Source organism: Curtobacterium sp. MCBA15_013, assembly GCF_001865095.1.
Lineage (GTDB): Bacteria > Actinomycetota > Actinomycetes > Actinomycetales > Microbacteriaceae > Curtobacterium.
This window is the reverse complement of the sequence record NZ_MJGQ01000010.1, coordinates 56,418-79,872: the sequence shown is the minus strand read 5'-3', so window position 1 is coordinate 79,872 and position 23,455 is coordinate 56,418. Positions and strand designations below refer to the sequence as shown.

Sequence of the window (23,455 nt, the reverse complement as noted above, 5' to 3'; positions counted from 1 at the left end):
CGGCCGCGGACATCCACGGTCAGGACTGCGGCGGCTGCCCGTTGCTCGCGGTGGTGCCACCGTCGACCGGCAGGATCGCCCCGGTGATGAACGACGCCGCGTCACTCGCCAGGAACAGCACGGCCGCCGCGACCTCGTGCGCACGACCCGCGCGGCCGAGGGCGATCCGCTCCTCGAACTTCTCCTGCAGCTCCTCGTCCTCCGCCTGGTCCTGCGTGAGGTCCGTCCACACGAGCCCCGGCGCCACGGCGTTCACGCGGACGCCGAACTGCCCGTTGTCGAGCGCGGCGGCCTTGGTGAAGTTCGAGACCCCGCCCTTCGCCGCGTTGTAGGGGCTCATCCGCCAGTCCGCGTCCTCGCCGGACACCGACGAGGTGTTCACGATCGACCCCTTCGTGGCCCGGAGGAACGGCAGCGCCGCACGGGTGCCGTAGAACACGCTGGAGAGGTCGGTCTCGATCACGCGGTGCCACTCGTCCGGCGTGATGTCCGTGATGTCGCCGGAGCTGAAGGTGCCGGCGTTGTTCACGAGCACGTCGATGCGGTCGAACCGCTCGATGGCCGTGTCGACGACCCGCTGCCAGTCGGCCGGGCTCGCGACGTCCGCGTGGAGCGCCACGACCCGGTCGCTCGGCAGGCTGTCGCCGACCGCTCGCAGCTTCTCGTCGACGCTGTCGGTCAGGACGACGGACGCGCCCTCGTCGACGAACGCCCGCGCCGTCGCCTCGCCGATGCCGGACCCGGCACCCGTGACGATCGCCACCCTGCCCTCGAACCGGTTGCCCATGGTGTCTCCTCTCGTTGCACGATCCGTGCCCGGGGAGACGCCATCGGCCCAGCGGGGCACGGCGAGCCATGGTGCCCGCACCCGCCTGGGCGCGTTCGGAGGGTGTCAGGCGGTCGTGTCGTCCGGCTCCAGGTCGCGGTCGAGCGAGATCGTCGGGATCGACGCCGTGACGACCGATCCGTCGGCACGCAGGGTGCCCTGGATGTCGGCCGTCGTCGGCGCGCGCCCGGACATCCGCGGGCCCTGGTGCGGCAGCGGCACGACGGTCGGCTCGCCGGCGGTGACGTCCCACTGCTGGTTGTGCACCCACGCCGTGAACCCGGAGCCCGACTCGACCGTGAAGGTCATGGCGTCCTGCTCGAGGTCGACGCGCACACGCGATCCGCGCACCGTCAGGCGGTAGGTGATCCGCTCCCAGTCCTTCGGCAGCCGCGGGTTGAAGGTCATCCGGCCGCCGTGGTCCCGCATGCCGCCGAAGCCGTTCACGACCGCGCCCCAGATGCCGCCCGTCGAGGCGATGTGCACCCCGTCGGTCGTGTTGCCGTGCAGGTCGGCGAGGTCGACGTAGAGCGCCGTCTGGAAGTACTGCAACGCGAGGTCGTGGTACCCGACCTCGGCCGCCATGATCGACTGCACGACCGCCGACAGCGTGGAGTCGCCCGTCGTGAGGGCGTCGTAGTAGTCGAAGTCGCGACGCTTCTCGGCAGCGGTGAACTCGTGCCCCTGCAGGAACAGCGCGAGCACGACGTCGGCCTGCTTGAGCACCTGGAACCGGTAGATCACCAGCGGGTGGTAGTGGAGCAGCAGCGGGCGCTTGCTCTCGGGGGTGTTGTCGAGGTCCCAGAGTTCCTTGTCGAGGAACTGGGCGTCCTGCGGGTGGATGCCACGGTGCGGGTCGAACGGGATCTCCATCGACTCGGCCGCGTGCTCCCAGTCGGTGACCTCCTGCGCCTGCAGTCCGGTCCGCCGCACCATGCGCTCGTACTCTTCCGGGTCGTCGGCTGCGAGCTCGCGGCAGGCGTTCACGGCGAACCACAGGTTCGCCCGGGCCATCACGTTCGTGTAGAGGTTGTCGTCGACGACCGTCGTGTACTCGTCGGGACCGGTGACGCCGTCGATGTGGAACTTCTTGTCGCCGTTCGACCGCCAGAACCCGAGGTCCTCCCACAGGCGGGCGGTCTCGACGAGGATGTCGATCGCTCCGCGCTTGAGGAATTCGCGGTCGTCCGAGGCGCGGACGTACTGCATGAGCGCATGCGCGATGTCCGCGTCGATGTGGTACTGCGCGGTGCCGGCGGCGTAGTAGGCGCTGGACTCCTCGCCGTTGATCGTCCGCCAGGGGAACAGCGCGCCGTGCTGGTTCAGCTCGCGGGCGCGGGACCGAGCTGCGTCGAGCATGTTGTAGCGGAACCGCAGGGCGTTCCGGGCGACGATCGGCGCCGTGTACGACAGGAACGGCAGGACGTAGATCTCCATGTCCCAGAAGTAGTGGCCGCCGTACCCGGACCCCGTGACGCCCTTCGCCGCGATGCCGTGCCCGTCGGTCCGGGCCGTGGCCTGCGCGAGCATGAACAGGTTCCACCGGACGGCCTGCTGGAGCGCGGGCTGCCCGACGATCTCGACGTCGCTCCGCGCCCAGAAGTCGTCCATCCACTCGGCCTGCCGCGCGAACGCGGCGTCGACGGACTCGGCACGCGAGCGATCGAGGGTCCGCTCGCAGCGGTCGGCGAGTTCGCGCGCCGGGACCCCGCGGGACGTGTGGTAGACCACGTGCTTCGTCAGGCGGATCGGCTGCCCGGCGCGCGCCTGCACGCGGTAGACGTGCTTCGCCAGGTCGTCCTCGATCGACGAGGACTCGTCCCAGCTGTTCTCGGTCTCGAGGTGGTGCTCGACGCCGACGCAGATCGTCATGCCCGAGCTCGCCGCCTGGTACCCGAGCAGCGAACGGCCGCCGGTGCTGCGCTTGAGCTTCGGCTCGAGCACTCGCTCAGTGAACGCCTCGGCCTTGCGCGGGTCGAACGCGTTCGCCGCCGCACGCATCCCCGCGTGGTACTCGTCCTGCACGTCCTGCCGGTTGAGGATCTGGCTCGACAGCAGGATCGAGGCGTCCGCGTCGAGCACGGTCACCTCGTAGTCGATGACCGCCAGGTGTCGGTCGGTGAACGACACCAGCCGCCGCGACCGGATGAGCACGCGCTTGCCCGAGGGCGTCGACCACTCGGTCTCGCGGAACAGGTACCCGCCCCGGAAGTCGAGCCGCCGGGTGTGCCGGAGGATGTCCGCCTCGGCCAGGACGAGCGGTTCGTCGTCGACGTACAGGCGGATCACCTTGGCGTCGGGCGCGTTGATGATCGTCTGCCCGGTCTTCGCGAAGCCGAAGGCGTCCTCGGCGTGGCGGATCGGCCAGGTCTCGTGGAAACCGTTGATGTACGTGCCGTACTGCACGCCGCCACGACCCTCGTCGAGGTTGCCGCGCAGGCCCAGGTACCCGTTGCCGACGGCGAAGTTCGTCTCGGCGACGCCCTGCTCGTCGGGCGCGTACTCGGTCTCGACGAGGGCCCACTCGTCGATCGGGTAGCGGACGCGGTCCAGCGGGTCGGAGGTGATGGGGTTCATGGTGCTCCGTGGGGAAGGAGGGTGTTCGTGGGGAGGGTCGGGAGGGCCTGGAGGCGCGGATCGCCCCGGCCGCTTCGCCTACGTCGTGCTCGTGGCCGGTTCCGGCAGCTCGTCGACGAGTTCGTCGAGGTCGCCGACCACGACGTCGGCGCCGTGCGCCCGGAGCGCGTCGGCCCCGGCTCCGCGATCGACGCCGATGACGAGCCCGAAGGCACCGTTCCGTCCCGCCTCGACCCCGCTCGTGGCGTCCTCGACCACGACGCACTCGGCAGCGGTCAGGCCGAACCGGCTCGCGGCGTCGAGGTAGGTGTCGGGCGCGGGCTTGCCGGCCAGACCGTCTTCGCGGGCGACGAGGCCGTCGACCACCACGGGGAAGCGCTCGAGGATGCCGGCCGTGCGGAGCACCTGCACGGCGTTGGCGGAGCTCGACACGACGGCGACGGACAACCCGGCGTCGATGGCGGCGACGAGGAACCGGAGCGAACCGGGGTAGGGCTCCACCCCGTGCTCGGTCAGCTCGGCCGTGAACTCGGCGTTCTTCCGGTTGCCGAGCCCGCACACCGTGTCGGCGTCCGGCGGGTCGTCCGGGGTGCCCTGCGGCAGGTCGATGCCGCGGGACTCGAGCAGGGAACGCACCCCGTCGTACCGGGGCTTGCCGTCGACGTACGCGAAGTAGTCCTGTTCCGTGTACGGAGCGACGCCGTGCTGGGCGAGGTAGGGCGTGAACAGCCGGCTCCACGCACGCATGTGGACGTCGGCGGTGGGGGTGAGGACACCGTCCAGGTCGAACAGGAGCGCTCGCTGGTCAGCGAGTCGCGCGGGTGTGCGCCGGTCCGGCGTCGTCATGTGCTGCCCTCCGGGAGACGGGGTCGTCGACGTTGCTTCCGGACGAGTCTAGGACCGCTCCAGGACCGGCGTTCAGGCGCGCCGGGCCCCTGTGGAAAGAGTTCACACACTCGTTCGCTGTGGCGTCCGACCGCTCGGAGGCGCGGATCACCGCAGCGGGTCCGCGTACGGTGGGCGAATGGCGAGTACCGCTCCCCTCCGCGTCCGTGCCGCGGCCGTCGCGATCCGCGACGACGCCGTGCTGCTCGTCCTCCGCGAGCGGGACGGGCACCGGTACGCCGTCCTGCCGGGAGGCGGCGTGGAGGTCGGTGAGACGCCGCAGCAGGCCTGCGTCCGAGAACTCCGTGAGGAGACCGGCCTCGACGGCGAGGTTCTCGCACTGCTGCCGGTCGGGCTCGACCGCGAGGCGCCGACGGTGTACCTGCACGTTGCGGTCGGGGCAGGTTCCCCAGCAGTCGACCCGGCAGCACCCGAAGCAGCGCGCACCACGGACGAGAACCGCTACGACCCGGCCTGGGTGCCGCTCGACGGCCTCGACGACGTCGGGCTCGTGCCGGATCGCGCACTCGCAGCCGTCCGGTCCGCCGTCAGCGCAGGCTCGACCCGGCCGGCAGCGCGCTGACCCAGCGTTCCACCGCGGCGGTGATCTGCGACCGTGCCTCGGCCGGGGTGATCGTCGCCGTCCGGTCGCCGGGCTGCGCACCGTACGCACCGAAGTCGGCGTGGTTCGCGCCCTGCACCTCGACCGTCATCGCGTTCGACGGCAGCAGGTGCCGCGCGGCGTCGACCTTCTCGGGGGTGGAGAGCCCGTCACGCGACCCCGAGACGCTGAGCACGCTGATGTACGACTTGCTGATGTCGTTCGCGCAGTAGCTGCCGAGCAGGAGCAGCCCGTCGGCATCCGGCGCGAGCTGGCACGCGCGCACGCCACCGAGCGAGTGCCCGCCGACCGCCCAGGACCGGACGTCGGGGGCATGGGACTCGAACGTCGACAGCGGGCGGGTGTCGAAGAAGGCGAGGTGCAGCGTCGGCTTCGTGATGACGACGGTCGTCCCGCTGGCGACCACCTGCCGGAACGTCGCCATGTACGCGTACGGGTCGACCTTCGCGCCCGGGATGAACACGATGCCCGCGCCGTTCGCGGTGCCGGTCGGCGTCATCACCACGGCGTCCCCGGCGTCCCGGACGGCCACACGGTCGTCCCGCCAGACCTGCAGCGCCGCGCTCCGGGTGCCCTGCATGACGATGTTCGCCCAGACGAGGAACACCACCGCGATCAGCATGATCACGGCGAAGACCCACGCGGTCCAGCGGAGTGCTCGGTTCATGGTCTCCCTGCTTCCTGCGGGCGTCGGGCGGTGACGGTGAGCCAGCGCTCGTCGGCACCCGGGCGCGTGGTCTCACGGACGTCGACGTCGGTCCAGCCGGAACGGGTGACGACCTCGGCCAGGGGTCCTGGCGTCCAGTAGGTGAAGTGCCGGGCGAGGTCGAGCTTCCGCGTGCTCCACGCGTCGCCGTCGCCGAACTTCACGGTGGCGGCCAGCACACCGCCGGGGTGCACGGCGTCGCGGAGCCGCACGAGGACGCCCTCGAGCTCCGTCCGACCGACGTGCAGCAGCACGGCGTTCGCGAACACGGCGTCGTACGGGCCGCCGAACGCGTCCGAGCGCACGTCGACGAGGCGCGCCTCGTGCCCCGCGGACCGCAGCGCGTCCACGAACGACCGCGCTCCGTCGGTCCGGTCGGCGACGAGTCCGGCCGCCTCGAGCGCGAGGGCGTCACGCCCCGGGCCCGACCCGAGCTCGAGCACCCGCGCCCCGACCGGGACGAGTGCGAGCAGGTCGTCGACGAGCCCGGCACGGTGGTCGTCGGTGCGCTCGGCGTAGCGGTCGGCCGCACGCTCGTAGGCGTCCAGCGTGCGCTCGGCCGCGAGGTCACGACGCATCACGACCTCGTGCCGACCGTCGGGCAGCGGGTCACCGGGCTCGTCGGCCGCGGTGAAGCCACAGCGCTCGTACGTGCGACGGGCCGCGGCGTTGTCCGGCATGACCGACAGCTCGAGGGTGTCGTTCCCGGCGCTCGCGGCCCAGGTCGCGACCGCACGGATGAGCGCGGCCGCGATCCCTCGGCCGCGCTCGGCGGGGTCGACCCACATCGAGATGAGTTCGGCGGTGCCCGGGTCCTCACCCGGGACGCCGCTGGCCATGCCGACGACGGAGTCGTCCTCGGCGTGGGCGAGCAGGTCGAGCGCTCCGGGGATCGAGAGGCGGGTCCGCCACCGGTGCTCGGGCGCGTCGGCCCAGTCGGCCAGCGTGGACCCGAAGGCCTCGGGTGCGTCCGCGAGCGCCGCGAGCCGGACCGGACGCCAGGTCTCCCAGTCGTCTGCCGTCACCCGGCGCAGCGCGATCGTCACGCCCCGACGCTACCGCCCGCGGGTGCGAGCCGACCCTGCCGGGTCGACCCGCGCCTCCTGGACCGGATCAGACCGCCGCAGCCTCCGTGACGGCCGCACGCAGCTCCGCCGCCGCGGCTGCGACGTCGTCCGCGCTGTAGATGGCGCTCCCGGCGACGGCGATGATCGCTCCGGACGCCTGCACGGCCGCGATCGACGACGCGTTCACGCCGCCCGCGATCGAGAAGGGGACGCCGGAGGCCTCGCCGGCCTCGAGCAGGGTGGAGAAGGTGAAGCCCTCCTCGGCCTGCTCGTCGAGCCCCGCGTGCACCTCGACGAACTGCGCGCCGAGGGCGACGACCTCACGGGCCCGTGCGGGCTTGTCCGCGACGCCGATGAGGTCGACGACGACGCCCTTGCCGTGCTTGTCGGCAGCGGCGACGGCGCCCGCGATGGTGGAGTCCCCGGCGACGCCGAGGACGGTGACCAGGTCGGCGCCCGCGGCGAACGCGATGTCCGCCTCGAGCTCGCCGGCGTCCATGGTCTTGAGGTCGGCGAACACGGTCTTGTCCGGGTGAGCCTCCTTCATCGCGGTGATGACGGAGAGCCCGGCGCTCTTGATGAGCGGCGTGCCGAGCTCGAGGACGTCGACGCTCGGGGCGGCCTTCGCGGCGAGGTCGAGCGCGGCCTCGGTGGTGAGGGTGTCGATGGCGAACTGGATCTGCATGGGTGTGCCTTTCACTCGAGGTTGGCGTGGCTGGGCCACAGGTCGTCGGCGGAGCGTCCGCTCCGGGTCCAGAGGGCGTGGAAGAGTGCGTCGCCGAGCAGGACCACGGCCTGCTCGAAGCGGCTGCCCGCGTACTGCTCGGAGGCGCTGCCCGACCGGTCCGTCTTCGTCGCGGCGGGGACGACGAGGGTGACGGCGGCGAGCGCGCCGAGCGGCGAGTCGTCGGTCGTCGACACGGCGAGCACGTCAGCGCCGACGTCGACCGCGGTGCGCGCCGCCTGGACGATGCCGGTGGTCGTGCCGGAGCCGCTCGCGACAAGCAGGACGTCCCCCGTCCGGATGGCCGGGGTCGTCACCTCGCCGACGACGTGCACGTCGAGTCCGAGGTGCATGAGCCGCATGGCCGTCATCCGCAGCGCGAGGCCGGAGCGGCCGGCCCCGTGGACGAACACGCGCTCGGCACCGCTGAGCAGCTCGAGCGCGGCATCGGTGTCGCCCCGGACCGTCTCGGCGAGGTCGGCGGACTCGCGGACGATCAGGGCGAGGGCGTCGGTCACGGTGTCAGCGGGCATGCCGTCGATCGTGGTCGGGACGCGGGTCCGCCGCCGCTACCCGACACGGCGGGGTCCCCGTCCGATCGGGTGGCCCCACCCGCTCGGGTGGGAGTCGTACGGTTGGTCACGTGACCGACAACGTGCGCGACGACGGGACGGCGGCTCCGTCGGCCGTCCAGGAGGCGCGGCGCGACCCCGCAGGACGCCTCGCCGCCGCCGACCACGCGCGCACCGTCGCGGAGCAGGCGGACCGGCACGCACTCACCCTGGAGTCGGTGCTCGCCGTGCTCCGGTCGCCGCGCGTGGGCGACGCGGCCGCCCGTGCCGAGGCCGTCGAGATCGCGTCGGCAGCGCTCGTCGACCTCCGGACCGTGACGGACCGCCAGCGCGGAGCCCTGCTCGAACCGGTCACGGGGGCGTTCTCGCGGCTCCGGGCCGACCTCCGTCCGCTCGTCCGGTTCGGGGACCTCGACGTGCAGTTCGTGGAACCGCCGGCGACCGGTCGAGCACTCCCCGGCGACGTCGCCCACAGCGCCCGGGCGATCGTGCGGACGGCGGTGCTCGCCCTCGTCGACGAGGGCGCTGCGCGGCGCGTCCGGATCCAGTGGGACTGCGACGGCCGGAACCTGCTCATGCAGCTCCGCGACGACGGAGCCGGCACGCTCGACGTGCACGACGACACCGTCCGGCCGATCGCCGAGCGGGTCGCGACCCTCGACGGCGAACTGCACGTGGCGTCCACTGCGGGCTGGGGGTCCGTGCTCGACATCGCGATCCCGCTCGACCCGCCGGCGGGGACGCCGGTGTCGTCGGAGGCGTCCGACCTCACGCCGCGGGAGCAGGACGTGCTGCGGCTCGTCGCCACCGGGATCGGCAACCGGGAGATCGCCGACGGGCTCGGGATCAGCCCGAACACGGTGAAGTACCACGTGGCGAACCTGCTCCGGAAGCTCGGCGCGCGGACCCGGGCGGAGCTCGCCGCGGTCAGCTCCCGGACGTGATCCCGGCGGGGCTGAAGCGGTAGCCCATGCCCGACTCGGTCACCAGGTAGCGCGGGTGTCCCGGGTCCGGCTCGAGCTTCCGCCGCAGCTGCGCCATGTACAGCCGCAGGTACCCGGAGTCGTTGCCGTGCGACGGTCCCCACACGTCGGTGAGGAGCATCTCGCGCGTCATGAGCCGGTCGGGGTTCGTCACGAGGACCTCGAGCAACCGCCACTCGGTCGGGGTCAGTCGGATTGCCGGACCGGACGGCGGCGTGACCTGCTTCGCGACGAGGTCGACGACGAGGTCCCCGATCGACACCGAGGGCGTCGCACCCGCGGCCGACGCTGCCGCGACCTGCCGCCGGCCGAGCGCCCGGAGTCGGGCGAGCAGCTCGTCCATCTGGAAGGGCTTCGTGACGTAGTCGTCCGCGCCGGCGTCGAGCGCGTCGACCTTGTCCGACGAGTCGGTCCGACCGGAGAGCACGAGCACCGGGACCTGCGACCAGGCCCGGATGCCCTCGAGCACCCCGATGCCGTCGAGCCGGGGCATCCCGAGGTCGAGCAGCACGAGGTCGGGCCGCTCGGTGATGACCGCGTCGATCGCGGCCCGGCCGTCCCGGGCGGTGACGACGTCGTACCCGCGGGCGGCCAGCGTCACGGCGAGCGCCCGGACGAGCTGCACGTCGTCGTCGGCGATCAAGACCTTCATCGCGCACGGCCCTTCATCGGATCTCCACTCCCAGGTGTCCGGCGATCGGCAGCCGCACCACGACGGTGAGTCCGCCGCCGGGGGTGTCGTCGACCTCGATCGTGCCGCCCATGCCCTCGGTGAACCCGCGGGCGAGGGCCAGTCCGAGTCCGAGTCCGGTGTCGTTGTCGGTGTCGCCGAGGCGCTGGAACGGCTGGAACACCTCGTCGACGCGGTCCGACGGGATGCCGGGGCCGTGGTCGGCCACCCGGAGCTCGACGCCGCCGCCGAACGCGCTCGCGGCGATGCGGACCCGGGTGTCCTCCGGGGCGTACCGCACGGCGTTGGCGAGGAGGTTCACGACGACGCGCTGCAGCAGCACCGCGTCGGCGAGCACCGGCGGGAGGTCGGCGGGCAGGTCGAGGTCGACGTCGTCCGGACCGAGCTCGAGCTCGTCGAGCGCGGGGGCGACCACCGTCTCGAGGGCGAGCGGCACCGGCGTCACGGCGAGCACCCCGGCCTGCACGCGACTGACGTCCAGCAGGTCCGCCAACAGCACCGCGAGCTGACGCAGGCTCTCGTCGGCGGTGGCGAGCAGCGCCTCCTGGTCGTCCGCCGACAACTCGATGTCCGGCGCCCGAAGCGTCTGCACGGCCGCCGAGGCGGCCGCGATCGGCCGCCGCACGTCGTGGCCGACGGCCGCGAGGATCGCGCTCCGCACCCGGTCCACCGCCGCGATGCGCTCGGCGTCGACGGCCGCGCGGGTGAGGTCGCGGTGCTCGACGGCGGCGTCGAGCTGCTGCTCGACGACGCGCAGCAGTCGTCGTTGGGTCGGGTCGTCGGGGGCGCCCGCGAACTCCAGGACGGCGCCGGACGGGAGGGACGTGGCGGCGTCCGGCGTCTCGCCGAACGTCCCGGACGTGGCCGGCACCTCGTCGCCCTGCCGGATCCGGACGCCGGCGAAGCCGAAGGCCTCGCGCGTCCGGTCGAGCAGCGCCTGCAGGGCGTCGTCGCCGCGGAGCACGCTGCCGGCGATCCCCATGAGGAGGCCCGACTCGGCGGCGGCGCGGCGGGCGGCTCGCGATCGACGGGCCGAGCGGTCCACGACGAAGCTCACGAGCACGGCACTGATGACGTACATGACGAGGGCGACCAGGTGCCACGGCTGCTGCACGGTGACCCGGTGCAGGGGTTGCACGAAGAAGAAGTCGAGGCTCAGCCCGGACAGCACGGCGGCGAAGACGGCCGGCCACATCCCGCCGACGAGCGCCACCACGAGCACGAGCAGCTGGTACGCGAGCACGTCCACGGTGATCGAGTCGGGGTCGGTGCTGAACGACAGCAGCCAGGTGAGCAGTGGACCGGCGACGAGGGAGAGCACGAACGCGGCGACGATCCGGCCGCGGGACAGGCTGCCGCCGAGCCTCGGCAGGGCGAAGCCACCGCCCGCCCGCTCGTGGGTGACGACGTGGACGTCGATGTCGCCGGACTCGCGGATGACGGTGTTGCCGATGCCCGGGCCCGTGATCGCCGCGGCGAGCCGACTGCGGCGGCTCACCCCGATGACGATCTGCGTCGCGTCGATCGACTTCGCGAACCGCACCAGGGTCGTCGGGACGTCGTCGCCGACCACCTGGTGGTACGTTCCGCCGAGCTGTTCGAGCAGGGTGCGCTGCTTCCCGAGCGCCCCCGGGTGGCGCTCGCGGAGGCCGTCGTTCGTCGTGACGTGCACGGCGGCGAGCTCGCCGCCGGCGCTGCGGGCGGCGATCCGGGCGCCGCGGCGCAGCAGGGTCTCGCCCTCGGGACCGCCGGTCAGGGCGACGAGGACGCGTTCCCGGGTCTCCCACCGGTGGTCGATGCCGTGCTCGGCGCGGTAGGCCTTGAGCGCGTCGTCGACCTCGTCGGCGAGCCAGAGCAGGGCGATCTCACGCAGGGCGGTGAGGTTGCCGAGCCGGAAGTAGTTCGACAGCGCCGCGTCGATCCGGGTCGCCGGGTAGACGAGCCCGTCGGACAGCCGCTCGCGCAGCGCCGCCGGGGCGAGGTCGACCACCTCGATCTGGTCCGCCGCGCGCACCACGGCGTCCGGGACGGTCTCGCGCTGGACGGTGCCGGTGATCTCGCGGACGACGTCGCCGAGGGACTGCATGTGCTGCACGTTCACGGTGGAGATGACGTCGATCCCGGCGTCCCGCATCGCCTCGACGTCCTGCCAGCGCTTCTCGTTCGTGCTGCCGGGCGCGTTGGTGTGGGCGAGTTCGTCGACGAGGGCGATGTCGGGCCGGCGGGCCAGCACGGCCTCGAGGTCGAGGTCGTCGAGCTGGACGCCGCGGTGCTCCACGATGCGTCGGGGGACGACCTCGAGCCCGTCGACCAGTGTGGCCGTGGCGGCGCGGCCGTGGGTCTCGACGACGGCGACGACCACGTCGCGGCCCTCGGCGCGCAGTCGGTGCCCCTCTTCGAGCATCGTGAACGTCTTGCCGACACCGGGCGCCGCACCGAGCAGGACCCGCAGCTTCCCGCGCTTCACGTGCTCATCCTCTCGCGTCCGAGGGGTTCGTTCCGCGCCGGATGCGCACTGAACCACGTTCCCGACACCGAACCAGCCGAAGGAGGTGGTTCGATGTCGGGTTCGTGGTTCGACACGAGGGTCACGCCGACGCCTTCGCGAGCGCCAGGTTCAGCTCGAGCACGTTCACCACGGGCTCGCCGAGGAACCCGAGCTGCCGCGCCTCGGTGTGCTGCTCCACGAGCGTGCGCACCGCCGACTCCGACATCCCCCGCGCAGCGGCCACGCGGGACACCTGCTGCAGCGCGTACTCCGGGCTGATGTCCGGGTCGAGGCCGGAGCCCGACGCCGTCACCGCGTCCGCCGGCACCTCGGAGACGGGGACCCCGTCGGCCTTCGCGACCGCCGCACGCCGCTCCTGCACGCTGCGGAGGAGGTCGGGGTTCGACGGCCCGAGGTTCGACCCGCTCGACGCCCCGGCGTCGTAGCCCTTCTCCCCCGCGGCGCTCGGCCGCGACTGGAACCACCGGTCGGCTCCGCGGCCGTCGAACGACTGCCCGATGAGCGACGACCCGACGACGGTGCCGTCCGACGACGTCACCATCGAGCCGTTCGCCTGGTCGTGGAACGCGGCCTGGCCGACGCCCCACACCGCGAGCGGGTAGGCGATGCCGAGCACCACGGTGCTGAGCAGGGTGAGCCGAACGGCCACCCCGAGGGAGCGGAACGAGGAACGAGATGCAGACGTCATGAGGAGAACCCCGGGATGAGACCGACCACGAGGTCGATGAGCTTGATGCCGATGAAGGGGACGATCACGCCGCCGAGCCCGTAGAGGAGCAGGTTCCGGCCGAGGATCGACGATGCCGAGGCGGCGCGGTAGGCGACGCCGCGGAGGGACAGCGGGATGAGCGCCACGATCACGAGCGCGTTGAAGATGACGGCGCTGAGGATCGCGGACGCGGGACTGTGCAGCCCCATGACGTTGAGCGCGGCGAGCCCGGGGAACGCCATCTGGAACATCGCGGGGATGATCGCGAAGTACTTGGCGATGTCGTTCGCGATCGAGAACGTCGTGAGCGCCCCGCGGGTGATGAGCAGCTGCTTGCCGATCCGGACGACGTCGATGAGCTTCGTCGGGTCCGAGTCGAGGTCGACCATGTTGCCGGCCTCCTTCGCTGCGGTCGTCCCGGTGTTCATCGCCACGCCGACGTCCGCCTGCGCCAGGGCCGGGGCGTCGTTCGTGCCGTCACCGGTCATCGCGACGAGGTTGCCGCCCTCCTGTTCCTTGCGGATCAGGGCGAGCTTGTCCTCGGGGGTGGCCTCGGCGAGGAAGTCGTCCACACCGGCCTCGGCGGCGATCGCCTTCGCGGTGCGCGGGTTGTCGCCGGTGATCATCACCGTGCGGATCCCCATCTCGCGCAGCTCGGCGAACCGTGCCGCCATGCCGTCCTTGACGACGTCCTTGAGGTGGACGACCCCGAGCAGCGTGACCGCACCGGAGGGTGCGCGGCGTCCGACGACGAGCGGGGTACCGCCCTGGTCCGATACCTCGACCACCGTGGCGTCGATGGCCTGCGCGACCGCTTCGGGGACACCCGCTGAGCCGGTTGCAGCCCAGGCGAGCACTGCCGACGCGGCACCCTTGCGCACGGAGCTGCCGTCGGGCAGGTCGACGCCGGACATGCGCGTCTGTGCGGTGAAGGGCACCTCGACGGCACCGGCGGGGAGGTCCGGGGCGACGCCCGCTCCCGCGGCGAGGTCGACGATGGACCGCCCCTCGGGGGTCCCGTCCGCAGCGGACGACAGGGCGGCCGCCTCCATCAGGGCCGGCTCCGTGACACCGGGGACCGGCACCACGCGCGACGCCCGACGGTTGCCGTACGTGATCGTCCCGGTCTTGTCGAGCAGCAGGGTCGTGATGTCCCCGGCGGCCTCGACCGCACGGCCGGACATCGCCAGGACGTTGTGCTGCACGAGTCGGTCCATGCCCGCGATGCCGATCGCCGAGAGCAGGGCACCGATCGTCGTCGGGATGAGGCAGACGAGCAGGGCGATGAGCACCGGCACGCTGACGGTCGCCCCGACGAGCCCGGCGATCGGCTGCATCGTCAGGCAGACGATCACGAACACGATCGACAGCGAGGCGAGCAGGATGTTCAGCGCGATCTCGTTCGGCGTCTTCTGCCGGGCGGCACCCTCGACGAGCCGGATCATCCGGTCGATGAAGGTCTCACCGGGGGTCGACGTGATGCGCACGACGATGCGGTCCGAGAGCACCCGGGTGCCGCCGGTGACGGCACTCCGGTCGCCGCCGGACTCGCGGATGACCGGGGCGGACTCACCGGTCACGGCCGACTCGTCGACGGACGCGATGCCGTCCACGACGTCGCCGTCGCCCGGGATCACCTCGCCCGCGACGACGACCACGACGTCGCCCTTGGCGAGGTCGACGGACGCGACCTCCTCGGTCTCGTTGCCGGTCGCCGCCGCGTCGGACCGGTCGTACCGGAGCACCCGACGGGCACTCGTGGTCGAGCGGGTCTTCCGCAGCGTGTCGGCCTGCGCCTTGCCCCGGCCCTCGGCCACCGACTCCGCGAGGTTCGCGAAGACGACGGTGAGCCAGAGCCACACGGCGATGGCGATGGTGAACGCGGACGGCTCGACGACGGCTGCTGCCGTCGTCAGAGCGGCGCCGACCTCGACGATGAACATGACGGGGTTCCGCCACATCAGTCGCGGGTCGAGTTTGCGCAGGGCACCCGGGAGGCCCGCCACGAGTTGACGGGGTCCGAAGGCGGACGAGCGTGTGGCCGGCCTGGAGGCGCTGGTCGCCTCGTGCTCGGAGGTCGCGGTGGTCATGGTCTCGGCTTTCATCGGGCGAGGGCTTCTGCGAGCGGTCCCAGTGCGAGCACCGGGAAGTAGGTGAGTGCGGTCACGACGACGGCGACGCCGCCGAGCAGGACGATGAACAGCGGCCGGTGCGTGGGCAGCGTGCCGACGGTCTCCGGCACCCGGTCCTGGGTCGCGAGGGACCCGGCGAGCGCCAGCACGAACACCATCGGGACGAACCGGCCGAGCAGCATCACGACGCCGAGCGCGGAGTTCATCCACGTCGTGTTCGCCGTCAGGCCGCCGAACGCCGAGCCGTTGTTGTTCGCGCCCGAGGTGAAGGCGTAGAGGAGCTCGGACAGGCCGTGGTTGCCCGGGTTGAAGATCGACGTGCCGACGACCTGCTCGCGGACGCCCGGGAGCACCAGGGACAGGCCGGTGCCGAGGAGCACCAGGGTCGGGGTGACGAGGATGTAGAGCGACGCGAAGGTCATCTCGCGGGCCCGGATCTTCTTGCCGAGGTACTCGGGGGTCCGACCGACGAGCAGCCCGCCGATGAACACGGTGATGACCGCGAGCACGAGCATCCCGTACAGCCCGGAGCCGACGCCGCCGGGGGTGACCTCGCCGAGCATCATGTTGACGAGCGCCATCATCCCGCCGATCGGCGTGAAGCTGTCGAACATGCCGTTCACCGCGCCGGTCGACGTCGCGGTCGAGGTCGTCCCGAAGAGCGTCGTGCCGAGGATGCCGAACCGCACCTCCTTGCCCTCCATGGCGGCCCCGGCGGCGTGGGTCGCGCTGCCGCCGCCGCCGAGCTCGGCGATCGACATCACCGAGAGCGAGACGAGGAAGATCGCGCCCATCACGGCGAGGATCGCGTAGCCCTGACGGTCGTCGTCCACCATGCGGCCGAACGTGCGCGGCAGCGAGAACGGGATGACGAGCATGAGGAAGACCTCGACGAGGTTCGTCCACGCCTGCGGGTTCTCGAACGGGTGCGCCGAGTTCGCGTTGAAGTAGCCGCCACCGTTCGTGCCGAGTTCCTTGATGGCCTCCTGCGAGGCGACGAACCCGTCCGGGATGTGCTGCGTCCCGCCGACCAGGGTCGTGACGTCGGTGCCGCTCCCCCACGACTGGATGACACCACCGGCGACGAGCACGATCGCGAACACGAACGCACCCGGCAGCAGGAGCCGGCCGAGACCGCGGACGACGTCCACCCAGACGTTGCCGAGCGTGCCGGAGCGTCGACGGGCGAAGCCGCGGACGAGCGCCACGGCGACGGCGAGCCCGACCGCCGCGGAGAGGAAGTTCTGCACCGCGAGGCCGGCCATCTGCACCGTGTACCCGACGGTGACCTCCGGCGAGTACGACTGCCAGTTCGTGTTCGCGACGAACGACGCCGCCGTGTTGAACGCGAGCGACGGACCGACGTTCGGCAGCCCGAGGTCGCCGGGCAGCACGACCTGGATGCGCTGCAGGAGGTACACGAGCAGCAGCCCCACGGCACTGAAGAGCAGCACGCCGCGCAGGTACGCGGGCCACGACTGCTCAGCGTCGGGGTCGACGCCGATCACCCGGTAGACCCCGCGCTCGATCCGGCTGTGCCGTGTCGGCGTGAACACCCGCGCCATCCAGTCGCCGAGCGGCCGGTAGGCGACGACGAGCAGCAGCACGAGGGTGGCGACCTGGACGATCCCGGCCGACGTGTCCGCGGTGCTCATCAGAACTTCTCCGGGCGCACGAGGGCCCAGACGAGGTACACGAGCGAGGCGACGCCGAGGACGGCGGCGGCGATGGCGATGACGATCACAGCCGTTCCACCGCCTTGGCGATGAGTGCCACCACGCCGAACACGGCGAGGACACCGGCGACGACGAAGACGTCGAACACGAGGGACTCCAGAGGTTCACGGGGTCCGCGCCGGGCGACGCGGACGGCACCACGTGTGGTGCCGAACCGATGCTGGATCCGCAGCCGCGCCTCCTGGGCCGTCCTGACGGTTCCCTAACGCAGTCCTGACACACGCATGCGCGTCACTAACGTTCGCTCGCTCGCCCCAGCCGCTCGGCGAGCACGGCCGTCGCCGCACGGAGTTCGTCGGGCCCCTCGACGGTGAAGTCCGCGGTGGCACCGGCGAACGCCGCCGCGAGGCCCTCCCACGACCAGGAGCCGCGCGTGAGACGGCACCGGTCCGGGCCGAGCGGCTCGAGCACGGCGTCGTCGGGGAGGTACGGCGCGACGGTCTCGGCCGGCACCTCGAGGACGGCGGTGCCGGTGCAGGGCCAGACGTCCTCGCGGTGGGACCCCTTGAACCGCGCGGCCACGAACGCTGCCGGATCGCCACCGGGCACGGGCCGTGTCGTGAACGGCACGCGCGTCCGCATCCGCGGGGTGATGCGGTCGACGCGGTGGGTGCGCCAGTCTGCGCGGTCGAGGTCCCAGTCGAGCAGGTACCAGCGGCCGTTCCGGGCGACCACCGCGTGCGGCTCGACCCGGTGGGGCGTCTCGTCGGGGCCGTACCCGAAGCGGAGGACCTCGCCGAGGTGGACGGCCTCGCTCACCGCGATGAGGACCTCCGGGTCGACGGGGGTGCGACCGGCCGACGTGACCGCGTCGATCGCGTCCACCCGTGTGCGCAGACGCGCGGGCATCACCTGCCGCACCGTCACGAGCGCCCGGGCGGCCGGTTCGGCGATGTCCGCACCGGACGCGGGTGCCACGGCGAGCGCGATGGCGATCGCGACCGCCTGGTCGTCGTCGAACAGCAGCGGGGGCAGGTCCGCACCCGCTGCCAGCCGGTACCCGCCGGCCGGGCCGCGCAGTGCCTCCACGCGGTAGCCGAGGCCGCGGAGCCGGTCGACGTCGCGGCGGAGCGTGCGCGGGCTGACCTCGAGCCGTCCGGCGAGCTCGTCGCCGGGCCAGTCCCGGTGCACCTGCAGCAGCGAGAGCAGCGCGAGCATGCGCGAGGACGGTCCGGACATGCCTCCAGTATCGGTGGAGAAGCGGACAGGATCTGACCGCAATGCCCGGGATGCTGGTCCCATGAGCATCGAAACGACAACGCACCTCAACTTCGACGGACAGGCCCGCGCGGCCCTCGACTTCTACGCCTCGGTCTTCGGCGGCGAGGTCGCGTCCATGACCTACGGCGCGATGGGCGCCTCGGACGAGCCGGACTGGGCCGACCGCATCGTCTGGGGTCAGGTCGCCACCGACGCCGGGCTGCGCGTGATGGCCTTCGACGTCTGGCCGGGGCAGCCGTACGACCAGGGCACGAACGCCTTCTACGTGTACGTGCACGGTGACGACGCGGCCGAGCTCGAGCGGTACTGGGCGGCGCTGTCCGAGGGGGCCGAGATCCGGCAGCCGCTCGGTCCGTCGGCCTGGGCGCCGCTGGCCGGGCAGCTCCGCGACCGCTTCGGCGTGATCTGGGCGCTCGACGTCGCGGCGCCGACCGAGTAGCGCCGACCGATCAGCGCCGCCGTGCGGCCCGGGCGACCCCCGGGCCGCACGCCGTGACGTTTCCGAGCCACTTCCCCACGAAATCCGACCGCCGGTAGCGTGCCGGCATGCCCGAGTTCCGTCCGATGCCCGGCTACGAGCTCGGCGACGGGTGGGTGGCCGCGCGTCGACGCCGCTCCCGGTTCGGCCGGGTGTGGCGCTGGGCCGGCCCGCCGGTGGCGCTCCTCGCCCTCGTCGCGGCCGTGCTGCTGTTCCGCTGGTACGCGGGCGTGGCCGACCAGGTCCGGTGGGAGTGCGCCGTGTCCACCTGCGGGACGAACGACCCACGGTCCTTCGCGCCGGAGGGGTGCTGGGCGCTCCTGGTGCTGTCCACGCTCGGCGTCGGACGGCTGCCGGGTCGCTGGTGGTGGCGAGCCGGACTGCTGCTGGCGTTCGCGGTCGTCGCCGCGTGGTCGATCGACTGGTGGCGGCTGCCGGGGACGGACCTCGGCCTGTTCGTGACCCCGATCGGCGCGGGTGGTGTCGGCGCCGTGCTCCTGCTCGCCCGGACCGGGATCGCGGTCGATCGTGCACGTGGGCGAGCCCACACCGCCCGGCGACAGGCGCGGTGACGGGCGGTCAGCGCGCGGGACTCCACGTGCTGACCGTCACGGCAGCGGTGACGCTCGTCGGCGCGAACACCTGCCCCGGGTCGACGTGGTGGTGGCTCGGCCCCATGTGCACCACGTCGTGGACGTCCTCGGCGGACAGCTCCATCGTCCACGTGAGGTCCTCGGCCGAACGCTGCGCGAACGCGGGCGTGAGGGAGTCGTGCAGCCGCCGTTCCTTCTCGGGGTCCACCGTGATCGTCGCCTCGGCCAGCTCCGCCAGGTGTCCGGTGCGCGGGGTCACCACCACGAGGAGGCCGTCGGGGTGCAGCACGCGGGCGTACTCCGTCTGGTTGCGTGGCGCGAAGACGTCCAGCACGACCGCGGCTGCGCCGTCGACGACCGGGAGGCGCTCGGTCACGTCCCCGACGACGGCCCCCGCACGCTCGTGGATGCGAGCGGCCCGTCGGATCGCGACCGCGGACAGGTCGAGTGCGACCCCGAGCCGTGAGACGGCCTCGAGCGCGTGCGCGAGGTACGTTCCCGGCCCGGACCCGACGTCGAGGACGACACCGGGCACGTCCACGGACGCGACCGCCCGGGCCACGGCCCGTTCGACCGGCGCGTAGTGCCTGCGCCCCAGGAAGCGCAGCCGGGCGTCGACCATCTCCGGGGTGTCCGCCGTCAGCGCACGACGCTTCGCGGGGAGCAGCGTGAGGTGCCCCTGCTTGGCCTCGTCGAACCGGTGGCCCGTGGCGCAGCCGACCTGGCCGCCGTCGACACGGCCGAGGGGCTCGGCGCAGACGGGGCAGGCGAGCATCGGCAGCAGGTCGTCACGCACCGGCCCAGCGTACGGGGCCTCGCTAGCCTGGCCGGATGTCGCTGCAGCAGCTCTTCGGCCTCGACGGACGCACCGCCCTGGTGACGGGAGGCAGTTCCGGCATCGGGCGAGCGATCGCCACCGCCCTCGCGGACGCCGGCGCGCACGTGCTCGTCGCGGCCCGGACCGCGGCGACCATCGACGCCACCGTCGCTGCGATCCGGCAGGCGGGTGGCTCGGCCGACGGCATCGTCGCGGACCTGTCCTCGCGCGCCGGAGCCCACGCCCTCGCCGACACTGCGGGCGATGTCGACGTGCTCGTCAACTCCGCGGGGATCAACCTGCGGCCGCCCATGGCCGACCTCGACGAGGACACCTGGGACGCCACGATGGCCGTGAACCTCGACGCGCCGTTCGTGCTCGGGCAGCGGCTCGCGCCCGGCATGGCGGCCCGCGGGTACGGCCGCATCATCGGCATCAGCTCCCAGCAGGCACACCGACCCTTCGCCGCCAGCGGGGCGTACGGGGTCTCGAAGGCGGGTCTGGAGGGACTGGCCCGGTCCCAGGCAGAGGCCTGGTCCGGGCACGGGGTCACCTCCAACGTCCTCGTCCCCGGTTTCGTCCGGACCCCGCTCAACGAACGGCTCAGTGCCGACCCCGCGACCGTCGCCGCCCTCGCGGCACGGACCCTGGTCGGGCGGAATGGACTCGCCACGGACTTCGCCGCCGCCGCGGTGTTCCTCGCCGGCCCCGGTTCGGCGTACGTCACGGGGCAGTCGATCGCGGTCGACGGCGGGTTCTCCGTGCACTGACCCCGGTACGGTCGGGGCATGGCCGTCATCCACCGCGCAGAACTCCGCCCGTCGAAGCTCGAGGCGCTCGCCGCCTGGCTGCCGGACCAGCCCTGGAGCGAGGTGTCCGCCGGCGACGACCTCGCGATCGCGGGGAAGTTCCGGTTCGACGACCCCGCGGGCGAGGTCGGCGTCGAGACGGTGCTCGTGCGCACCACGGACGGCCGGGTGCTCCAGGCACCGCTGACCTACCGCGGCGCACCGCTCGACGGTGCCGAGGCCTTCCTCGTGACCGAGATGGACCACTCCGTGCTCGGACGACGCTGGGTCTACGACGCCGTGGGCGACCCGGTGTACGCCGACGTCCTGCGCCGGGCGATCGCCACGGGCGGGCACGAGGCCACCCTCGAGCGCGCCGACGGATCCGGGGCGTGGGACGCCGAGGGGACGGCATCGGGCAGCGGGTCCGACGCCGACTCCCCCGCCGTGACGACCGTGGACGCGCAGACCTCCGGCGCCCTGACCTCCGTCGCGACCGACCACGGGACGCTCGTCGTCGCCCGTGCCGTCGGGGCGGAGCTGCCCGCTGGTCGCCCGCTCACCGGCAGCTGGGCCGACGGGACCGGCGTGCTCGCGGTCCTGGTGCCCTGAACCGGACCACCGGACGGCCGCGACGGCCGCGGCGGGGCCGAGCCGCGCCTCCCTTCCGTCGCTCGCACCGATGCCGGTACGGACAGGGCCTGCCTGCCCGGGCACGCCGATGGCAGGATCGAGGGCGTGAAGACACTGGAGTTGCCACAGACGGACCTCACCGCCTCCGACGTCGTCGTCGGCCTGATGCGGATCAACGACATGAGCGACGATGACATCCGCGCGCTCTACCGCGCCTCGCGCGACGCGGGCGTGACCATGTTCGACCACGCCGCGGTGTACGGCGGGTGGCACGGCTGCGAGGAGCGCTTCGGCTCGGCCGTCACCCTCTCCCCCGCCGAGCGCGCCGAGATCGTGCTGCAGACCAAGGTCGGCATCCGCCCGACCCCGAACGGCGCGTACTTCGACTTCTCGTACGAGCACATCATCGAGTCCGTGCACGAGTCCCTCACGGCACTGCAGACCGACCACATCGACGTCCTCCTGCTGCACCGTCCCGACGCCCTCGTCGAGCCGGAAGAGGTCGCGAAGGCCTTCGACGAGCTGCACGCCGCCGGCAAGGTCCACCACTTCGGCGTCTCGAACCACACGCCGGGGCAGGTCGACCTGCTGCGCCGCTCGGTGCGGCAGCCGCTCGCGTTCAACCAGGTGCAGCTGAGCATCACGCACGCGAACGTCATCGCGCAGGGCGTCACGGCGAACATGGGCGGCCTCGACCAGTCGATCGACCGCGACAACGACATCCTCAACCACTCGCGCAGCAACGACATCACGCTGCAGGCCTGGTCGCCGTTCCAGAAGGGCTTCTTCGACGGCGTCTTCCTCGGCGACCGTGAGCACTACGCCGAGCTGAACGACGTGCTCGAGGAGCTCGCGGCCGCGCACGGGGTCACCCCGACGGGCATCGCCGTGGCGTGGATCACCCGCCACCCGGCGCACTTCCAGGTCGTCCTCGGCACGACGAACCCGCAGCGCGTCCGGGACTCGGCCGCCGGGTCGGACGTCGTGCTCTCGCGCGAGGAGTGGTACCGCGTGTTCACCGCCGCGGGGCACACCGTCCCCTGAGCGGATCGGGCAGGGTGGGACCCGTGCTCCACGACCTCACCCTGCCCGTCCGCCTCGTCGCCCGCTCCGGCCCGGTCACCGTCCGGGACGCCTCGCCCGACGACCTCGACGCCCTGATGGCGCTGCTGTCGGACGACCCGATCAGTGCCGCACGCGGGGACGTCGCCGCGCCGGAGGACGAGCCGCTGTACGCCGCCGCGCTCCGGGCGATCGTCGAGGACCCGGCGAACGCGCTCCTCGTCGTGACGGACGAGCGGGACGTCGTCGTCGGCACGCTGCAGCTCACGCGGATCCCCGGGATGGCCCGGCGTGGATCCGCCCGGCTGCTCGTCGAGGCGGTCCGGGTGAGCAGTGCCGTGCGCTCGGGCGGGATCGGCAGCGCGGTGATGCGGTGGGTGGTCGACGTCGCCGCCCGGGAACTCGGGACGCCGCTCGTGCAGTTGACCTCGGACGCGGACCGGACGGACGCGCACCGGTTCTACGAGCGGCTGGGGTTCACGGGCTCGCACGTCGGGTTCAAGTACCGCGTGCGCTGAGGTTCTTTCCCAGAACGCTCGCGATGCAAGGACGTTTCGCGCATACCTGGTCAGAACTCCTGATCAGGTATGCGCGATTCGACCCGGTACGCCTCAGTCGGCGTCGGCGTCGGCGTCGGCGCGGGTGGGGGCGCTCGGGACCGCCACGTCCACCGGCGACACCCCCGCGGGGTCGGCCGACGCTCCGCCGACGACGTCGAACGTGATGCCGAGCTCGGCGGCCGACTCCTCGTCGAGCTCGAGGCCGTCTTCCTTCACCTGGTCCTCGGGGATGGCACGGCCACCGGACGGGTCCCACGAGTTCGCGATCGACATGCGCCCGAGCATGCCCGGTCCGCTTGGCAATCGCCCTGGAAACGCGTCAGAGATCGTCCGGGTGCAGGCGGTCGCCGGCCTGCGGACGCCGGAACGCCGGGCCGCCGCCGGCCTCGTCCTCGTCGTCGTGACGGACCGGCGAGACGCTCGGGTCGGCGGAGTCCTCGCCGACGTCGGCGCCGCGGTCCTCCTCGATCTGCAGTTCGTCCTCGTCGGAGCCGTCCACGGGGATCGAGCGGCCGTCCTGTTCGGGATCGAAGGGTGTGCTCATCGACATGGGCCGAGCATGCC

The 23,455-nt window shown here is 72.5% G+C and carries 25 protein-coding genes; 8 read left to right on the top strand and 17 right to left on the bottom strand.

What is annotated here, in order from left to right; all coding sequences use genetic code 11:
- Positions 1 to 19: 19 nt before the first annotated feature.
- The 3 genes from BIV01_RS07695 to BIV01_RS07685 form a co-directional block, all read right to left on the bottom strand.
- A complete protein-coding gene (locus BIV01_RS07695; protein WP_071302449.1) occupies positions 20 to 787 on the bottom strand; it encodes an SDR family NAD(P)-dependent oxidoreductase in 768 nt (255 codons plus the stop codon).
- A 105-nt stretch (positions 788 to 892) separates the two neighbouring features.
- Positions 893 to 3,403: a glycoside hydrolase family 65 protein gene (locus BIV01_RS07690; protein WP_071295176.1), complete on the bottom strand. Its 2,511-nt coding sequence runs from the start codon at positions 3,401 to 3,403 to the stop codon at positions 893 to 895.
- A gap of 78 nt (positions 3,404 to 3,481) precedes the next feature.
- Positions 3,482 to 4,249, bottom strand: coding sequence for an HAD family hydrolase (locus BIV01_RS07685; RefSeq protein WP_071295175.1), 768 nt, complete (start codon positions 4,247 to 4,249; stop codon positions 3,482 to 3,484).
- A gap of 178 nt (positions 4,250 to 4,427) precedes the next feature.
- On the opposite strand from BIV01_RS07685, the gene BIV01_RS07680 reads away from it, so the two are divergent.
- On the top strand, positions 4,428 to 4,871 hold the full coding sequence (locus BIV01_RS07680) for an NUDIX domain-containing protein (protein ID WP_071302448.1): 444 nt from the start codon (positions 4,428 to 4,430) through the stop codon (positions 4,869 to 4,871).
- On the opposite strand, the gene BIV01_RS07675 is transcribed toward BIV01_RS07680, so the two are convergent.
- From BIV01_RS07675 to hxlB, 4 genes are all read right to left on the bottom strand, one after another.
- On the bottom strand, positions 4,837 to 5,577 hold the full coding sequence (locus tag BIV01_RS07675; RefSeq protein ID WP_071302447.1) for an alpha/beta hydrolase: 741 nt from the start codon (positions 5,575 to 5,577) through the stop codon (positions 4,837 to 4,839). The two genes, BIV01_RS07680 and BIV01_RS07675, sit on opposite strands and share 35 nt — an antisense overlap.
- On the bottom strand, positions 5,574 to 6,662 hold the full coding sequence (locus tag BIV01_RS20075; RefSeq protein ID WP_217642541.1) for a bifunctional GNAT family N-acetyltransferase/class I SAM-dependent methyltransferase: 1,089 nt from the start codon (positions 6,660 to 6,662) through the stop codon (positions 5,574 to 5,576). Before BIV01_RS20075 ends, BIV01_RS07675 begins: the two co-directional genes overlap by 4 nt.
- 67 nt (positions 6,663 to 6,729) lie before the next feature.
- The gene (hxlA, locus tag BIV01_RS07665) at positions 6,730 to 7,368 is read right to left on the bottom strand and encodes a 3-hexulose-6-phosphate synthase (protein WP_071302446.1); all 639 of its coding nucleotides are present in this window, start codon (positions 7,366 to 7,368) and stop codon (positions 6,730 to 6,732) included.
- Between the two features lie 11 nt (positions 7,369 to 7,379).
- Positions 7,380 to 7,940 carry a 6-phospho-3-hexuloisomerase gene (gene hxlB / locus BIV01_RS07660; protein WP_070417616.1) on the bottom strand — a complete coding sequence of 187 codons (561 nt, stop codon included), beginning with the start codon at positions 7,938 to 7,940 and terminating at the stop codon, positions 7,380 to 7,382.
- 110 nt (positions 7,941 to 8,050) lie between these two features.
- On the opposite strand from hxlB, the gene BIV01_RS07655 reads away from it, so the two are divergent.
- A complete protein-coding gene (locus BIV01_RS07655) occupies positions 8,051 to 8,923 on the top strand; it encodes a helix-turn-helix transcriptional regulator (protein ID WP_254791798.1) in 873 nt (290 codons plus the stop codon).
- Here BIV01_RS07655 and BIV01_RS07650 read toward each other — a convergent pair.
- The 7 genes from BIV01_RS07650 to BIV01_RS07620 all read right to left on the bottom strand — a co-directional run bounded on the left by BIV01_RS07650 (position 8,907) and on the right by BIV01_RS07620 (position 17,918).
- Positions 8,907 to 9,614 carry a response regulator gene (locus BIV01_RS07650; protein WP_071302445.1) on the bottom strand — a complete coding sequence of 236 codons (708 nt, stop codon included), beginning with the start codon at positions 9,612 to 9,614 and terminating at the stop codon, positions 8,907 to 8,909. The genes BIV01_RS07655 and BIV01_RS07650 overlap by 17 nt on opposite strands.
- 13 nt (positions 9,615 to 9,627) lie before the next feature.
- Positions 9,628 to 12,120 (bottom strand): ATP-binding protein, encoded by a 2,493-nt coding sequence (locus BIV01_RS07645; RefSeq protein WP_071295171.1) that lies wholly within the window; start codon positions 12,118 to 12,120, stop codon positions 9,628 to 9,630.
- Positions 12,121 to 12,241: 121 nt separating this feature from the next.
- Positions 12,242 to 12,850: a potassium-transporting ATPase subunit KdpC gene (gene kdpC / locus BIV01_RS07640; RefSeq protein ID WP_071302444.1), complete on the bottom strand. Its 609-nt coding sequence runs from the start codon at positions 12,848 to 12,850 to the stop codon at positions 12,242 to 12,244.
- A complete protein-coding gene (gene kdpB / locus BIV01_RS07635; protein ID WP_139199260.1) occupies positions 12,847 to 14,961 on the bottom strand; it encodes a potassium-transporting ATPase subunit KdpB in 2,115 nt (704 codons plus the stop codon). The genes kdpC and kdpB overlap by 4 nt, the downstream gene beginning before the upstream one ends.
- 11 nt (positions 14,962 to 14,972) lie before the next feature.
- Complete coding sequence (kdpA, locus tag BIV01_RS07630) at positions 14,973 to 16,658, bottom strand: potassium-transporting ATPase subunit KdpA (RefSeq protein WP_071302442.1); 1,686 nt, start codon at positions 16,656 to 16,658, stop codon at positions 14,973 to 14,975.
- The gene (gene kdpF / locus BIV01_RS07625) at positions 16,658 to 16,747 is read right to left on the bottom strand and encodes a K(+)-transporting ATPase subunit F (protein WP_071302441.1); all 90 of its coding nucleotides are present in this window, start codon (positions 16,745 to 16,747) and stop codon (positions 16,658 to 16,660) included. Before kdpF ends, kdpA begins: the two co-directional genes overlap by 1 nt.
- A 226-nt stretch (positions 16,748 to 16,973) precedes the next feature.
- Positions 16,974 to 17,918, bottom strand: a complete 945-nt coding sequence (locus BIV01_RS07620) for a helix-turn-helix transcriptional regulator (RefSeq protein ID WP_071302440.1) — start codon at positions 17,916 to 17,918, stop codon at positions 16,974 to 16,976.
- A 61-nt stretch (positions 17,919 to 17,979) separates the two neighbouring features.
- Between BIV01_RS07620 and BIV01_RS07615 the strand changes: the two genes are divergently transcribed.
- Positions 17,980 to 18,399: a VOC family protein gene (locus tag BIV01_RS07615; protein WP_071302439.1), complete on the top strand. Its 420-nt coding sequence runs from the start codon at positions 17,980 to 17,982 to the stop codon at positions 18,397 to 18,399.
- A gap of 107 nt (positions 18,400 to 18,506) precedes the next feature.
- Positions 18,507 to 19,010 (top strand): hypothetical protein, encoded by a 504-nt coding sequence (locus BIV01_RS07610; protein WP_071302438.1) that lies wholly within the window; start codon positions 18,507 to 18,509, stop codon positions 19,008 to 19,010.
- 7 nt (positions 19,011 to 19,017) lie between these two features.
- Here the strand turns inward: BIV01_RS07610 and BIV01_RS07605 are convergent, their stop codons facing one another.
- Positions 19,018 to 19,827, bottom strand: a complete 810-nt coding sequence (locus tag BIV01_RS07605; RefSeq protein WP_139199259.1) for a putative RNA methyltransferase — start codon at positions 19,825 to 19,827, stop codon at positions 19,018 to 19,020.
- Positions 19,828 to 19,862: 35 nt separating this feature from the next.
- Between BIV01_RS07605 and BIV01_RS07600 the strand changes: the two genes are divergently transcribed.
- From BIV01_RS07600 to BIV01_RS07585, 4 genes are all read left to right on the top strand, one after another.
- A complete protein-coding gene (locus BIV01_RS07600; RefSeq protein ID WP_071302437.1) occupies positions 19,863 to 20,618 on the top strand; it encodes an SDR family NAD(P)-dependent oxidoreductase in 756 nt (251 codons plus the stop codon).
- Between the two features lie 18 nt (positions 20,619 to 20,636).
- Positions 20,637 to 21,248 carry a CG0192-related protein gene (locus BIV01_RS07595; RefSeq protein ID WP_071302436.1) on the top strand — a complete coding sequence of 204 codons (612 nt, stop codon included), beginning with the start codon at positions 20,637 to 20,639 and terminating at the stop codon, positions 21,246 to 21,248.
- A 126-nt stretch (positions 21,249 to 21,374) separates the two neighbouring features.
- Positions 21,375 to 22,313, top strand: a complete 939-nt coding sequence (locus BIV01_RS07590) for an aldo/keto reductase (protein ID WP_139199258.1) — start codon at positions 21,375 to 21,377, stop codon at positions 22,311 to 22,313.
- Positions 22,314 to 22,336: 23 nt separating this feature from the next.
- Complete coding sequence (locus BIV01_RS07585; RefSeq protein WP_071302502.1) at positions 22,337 to 22,849, top strand: GNAT family N-acetyltransferase; 513 nt, start codon at positions 22,337 to 22,339, stop codon at positions 22,847 to 22,849.
- A gap of 93 nt (positions 22,850 to 22,942) precedes the next feature.
- Here the strand turns inward: BIV01_RS07585 and BIV01_RS07580 are convergent, their stop codons facing one another.
- Together BIV01_RS07580 and BIV01_RS07575 are read right to left on the bottom strand one after the other, a co-directional pair.
- Positions 22,943 to 23,164, bottom strand: coding sequence for a hypothetical protein (locus tag BIV01_RS07580; protein WP_139199257.1), 222 nt, complete (start codon positions 23,162 to 23,164; stop codon positions 22,943 to 22,945).
- Positions 23,165 to 23,210: 46 nt separating this feature from the next.
- Positions 23,211 to 23,441 carry a hypothetical protein gene (locus BIV01_RS07575; protein WP_071302434.1) on the bottom strand — a complete coding sequence of 77 codons (231 nt, stop codon included), beginning with the start codon at positions 23,439 to 23,441 and terminating at the stop codon, positions 23,211 to 23,213.
- Positions 23,442 to 23,455 lie beyond the last annotated feature (14 nt).

Bases quoted from the DNA above. Each gene is read 5' to 3' on its own strand.
- BIV01_RS07695 (WP_071302449.1), bottom strand. From the start codon at position 787: ATGGGCAACCGGTTCGAGGGCAGGGTGGCGATCGTCACGGGTGCCGGG.
- BIV01_RS07690 (WP_071295176.1), bottom strand. From the start codon at position 3,403: ATGAACCCCATCACCTCCGACCCGCTGGACCGCGTCCGCTACCCGATC.
- BIV01_RS07685 (WP_071295175.1), bottom strand. From the start codon at position 4,249: ATGACGACGCCGGACCGGCGCACACCCGCGCGACTCGCTGACCAGCGA.
- BIV01_RS07680 (WP_071302448.1), top strand. From the start codon at position 4,428: ATGGCGAGTACCGCTCCCCTCCGCGTCCGTGCCGCGGCCGTCGCGATC.
- BIV01_RS07675 (WP_071302447.1), bottom strand. From the start codon at position 5,577: ATGAACCGAGCACTCCGCTGGACCGCGTGGGTCTTCGCCGTGATCATG.
- hxlA (WP_071302446.1), bottom strand. From the start codon at position 7,368: ATGCAGATCCAGTTCGCCATCGACACCCTCACCACCGAGGCCGCGCTC.
- hxlB (WP_070417616.1), bottom strand. From the start codon at position 7,940: ATGCCCGCTGACACCGTGACCGACGCCCTCGCCCTGATCGTCCGCGAG.
- BIV01_RS07650 (WP_071302445.1), bottom strand. From the start codon at position 9,614: ATGAAGGTCTTGATCGCCGACGACGACGTGCAGCTCGTCCGGGCGCTC.
- kdpC (WP_071302444.1), bottom strand. From the start codon at position 12,850: ATGACGTCTGCATCTCGTTCCTCGTTCCGCTCCCTCGGGGTGGCCGTT.
- kdpB (WP_139199260.1), bottom strand. From the start codon at position 14,961: ATGACCACCGCGACCTCCGAGCACGAGGCGACCAGCGCCTCCAGGCCG.
- kdpA (WP_071302442.1), bottom strand. From the start codon at position 16,658: ATGAGCACCGCGGACACGTCGGCCGGGATCGTCCAGGTCGCCACCCTC.
- BIV01_RS07620 (WP_071302440.1), bottom strand. From the start codon at position 17,918: ATGTCCGGACCGTCCTCGCGCATGCTCGCGCTGCTCTCGCTGCTGCAG.
- BIV01_RS07615 (WP_071302439.1), top strand. From the start codon at position 17,980: ATGAGCATCGAAACGACAACGCACCTCAACTTCGACGGACAGGCCCGC.
- BIV01_RS07610 (WP_071302438.1), top strand. From the start codon at position 18,507: ATGCCCGAGTTCCGTCCGATGCCCGGCTACGAGCTCGGCGACGGGTGG.
- BIV01_RS07600 (WP_071302437.1), top strand. From the start codon at position 19,863: ATGTCGCTGCAGCAGCTCTTCGGCCTCGACGGACGCACCGCCCTGGTG.
- BIV01_RS07595 (WP_071302436.1), top strand. From the start codon at position 20,637: ATGGCCGTCATCCACCGCGCAGAACTCCGCCCGTCGAAGCTCGAGGCG.
- BIV01_RS07580 (WP_139199257.1), bottom strand. From the start codon at position 23,164: ATGTCGATCGCGAACTCGTGGGACCCGTCCGGTGGCCGTGCCATCCCC.
- BIV01_RS07575 (WP_071302434.1), bottom strand. From the start codon at position 23,441: ATGTCGATGAGCACACCCTTCGATCCCGAACAGGACGGCCGCTCGATC.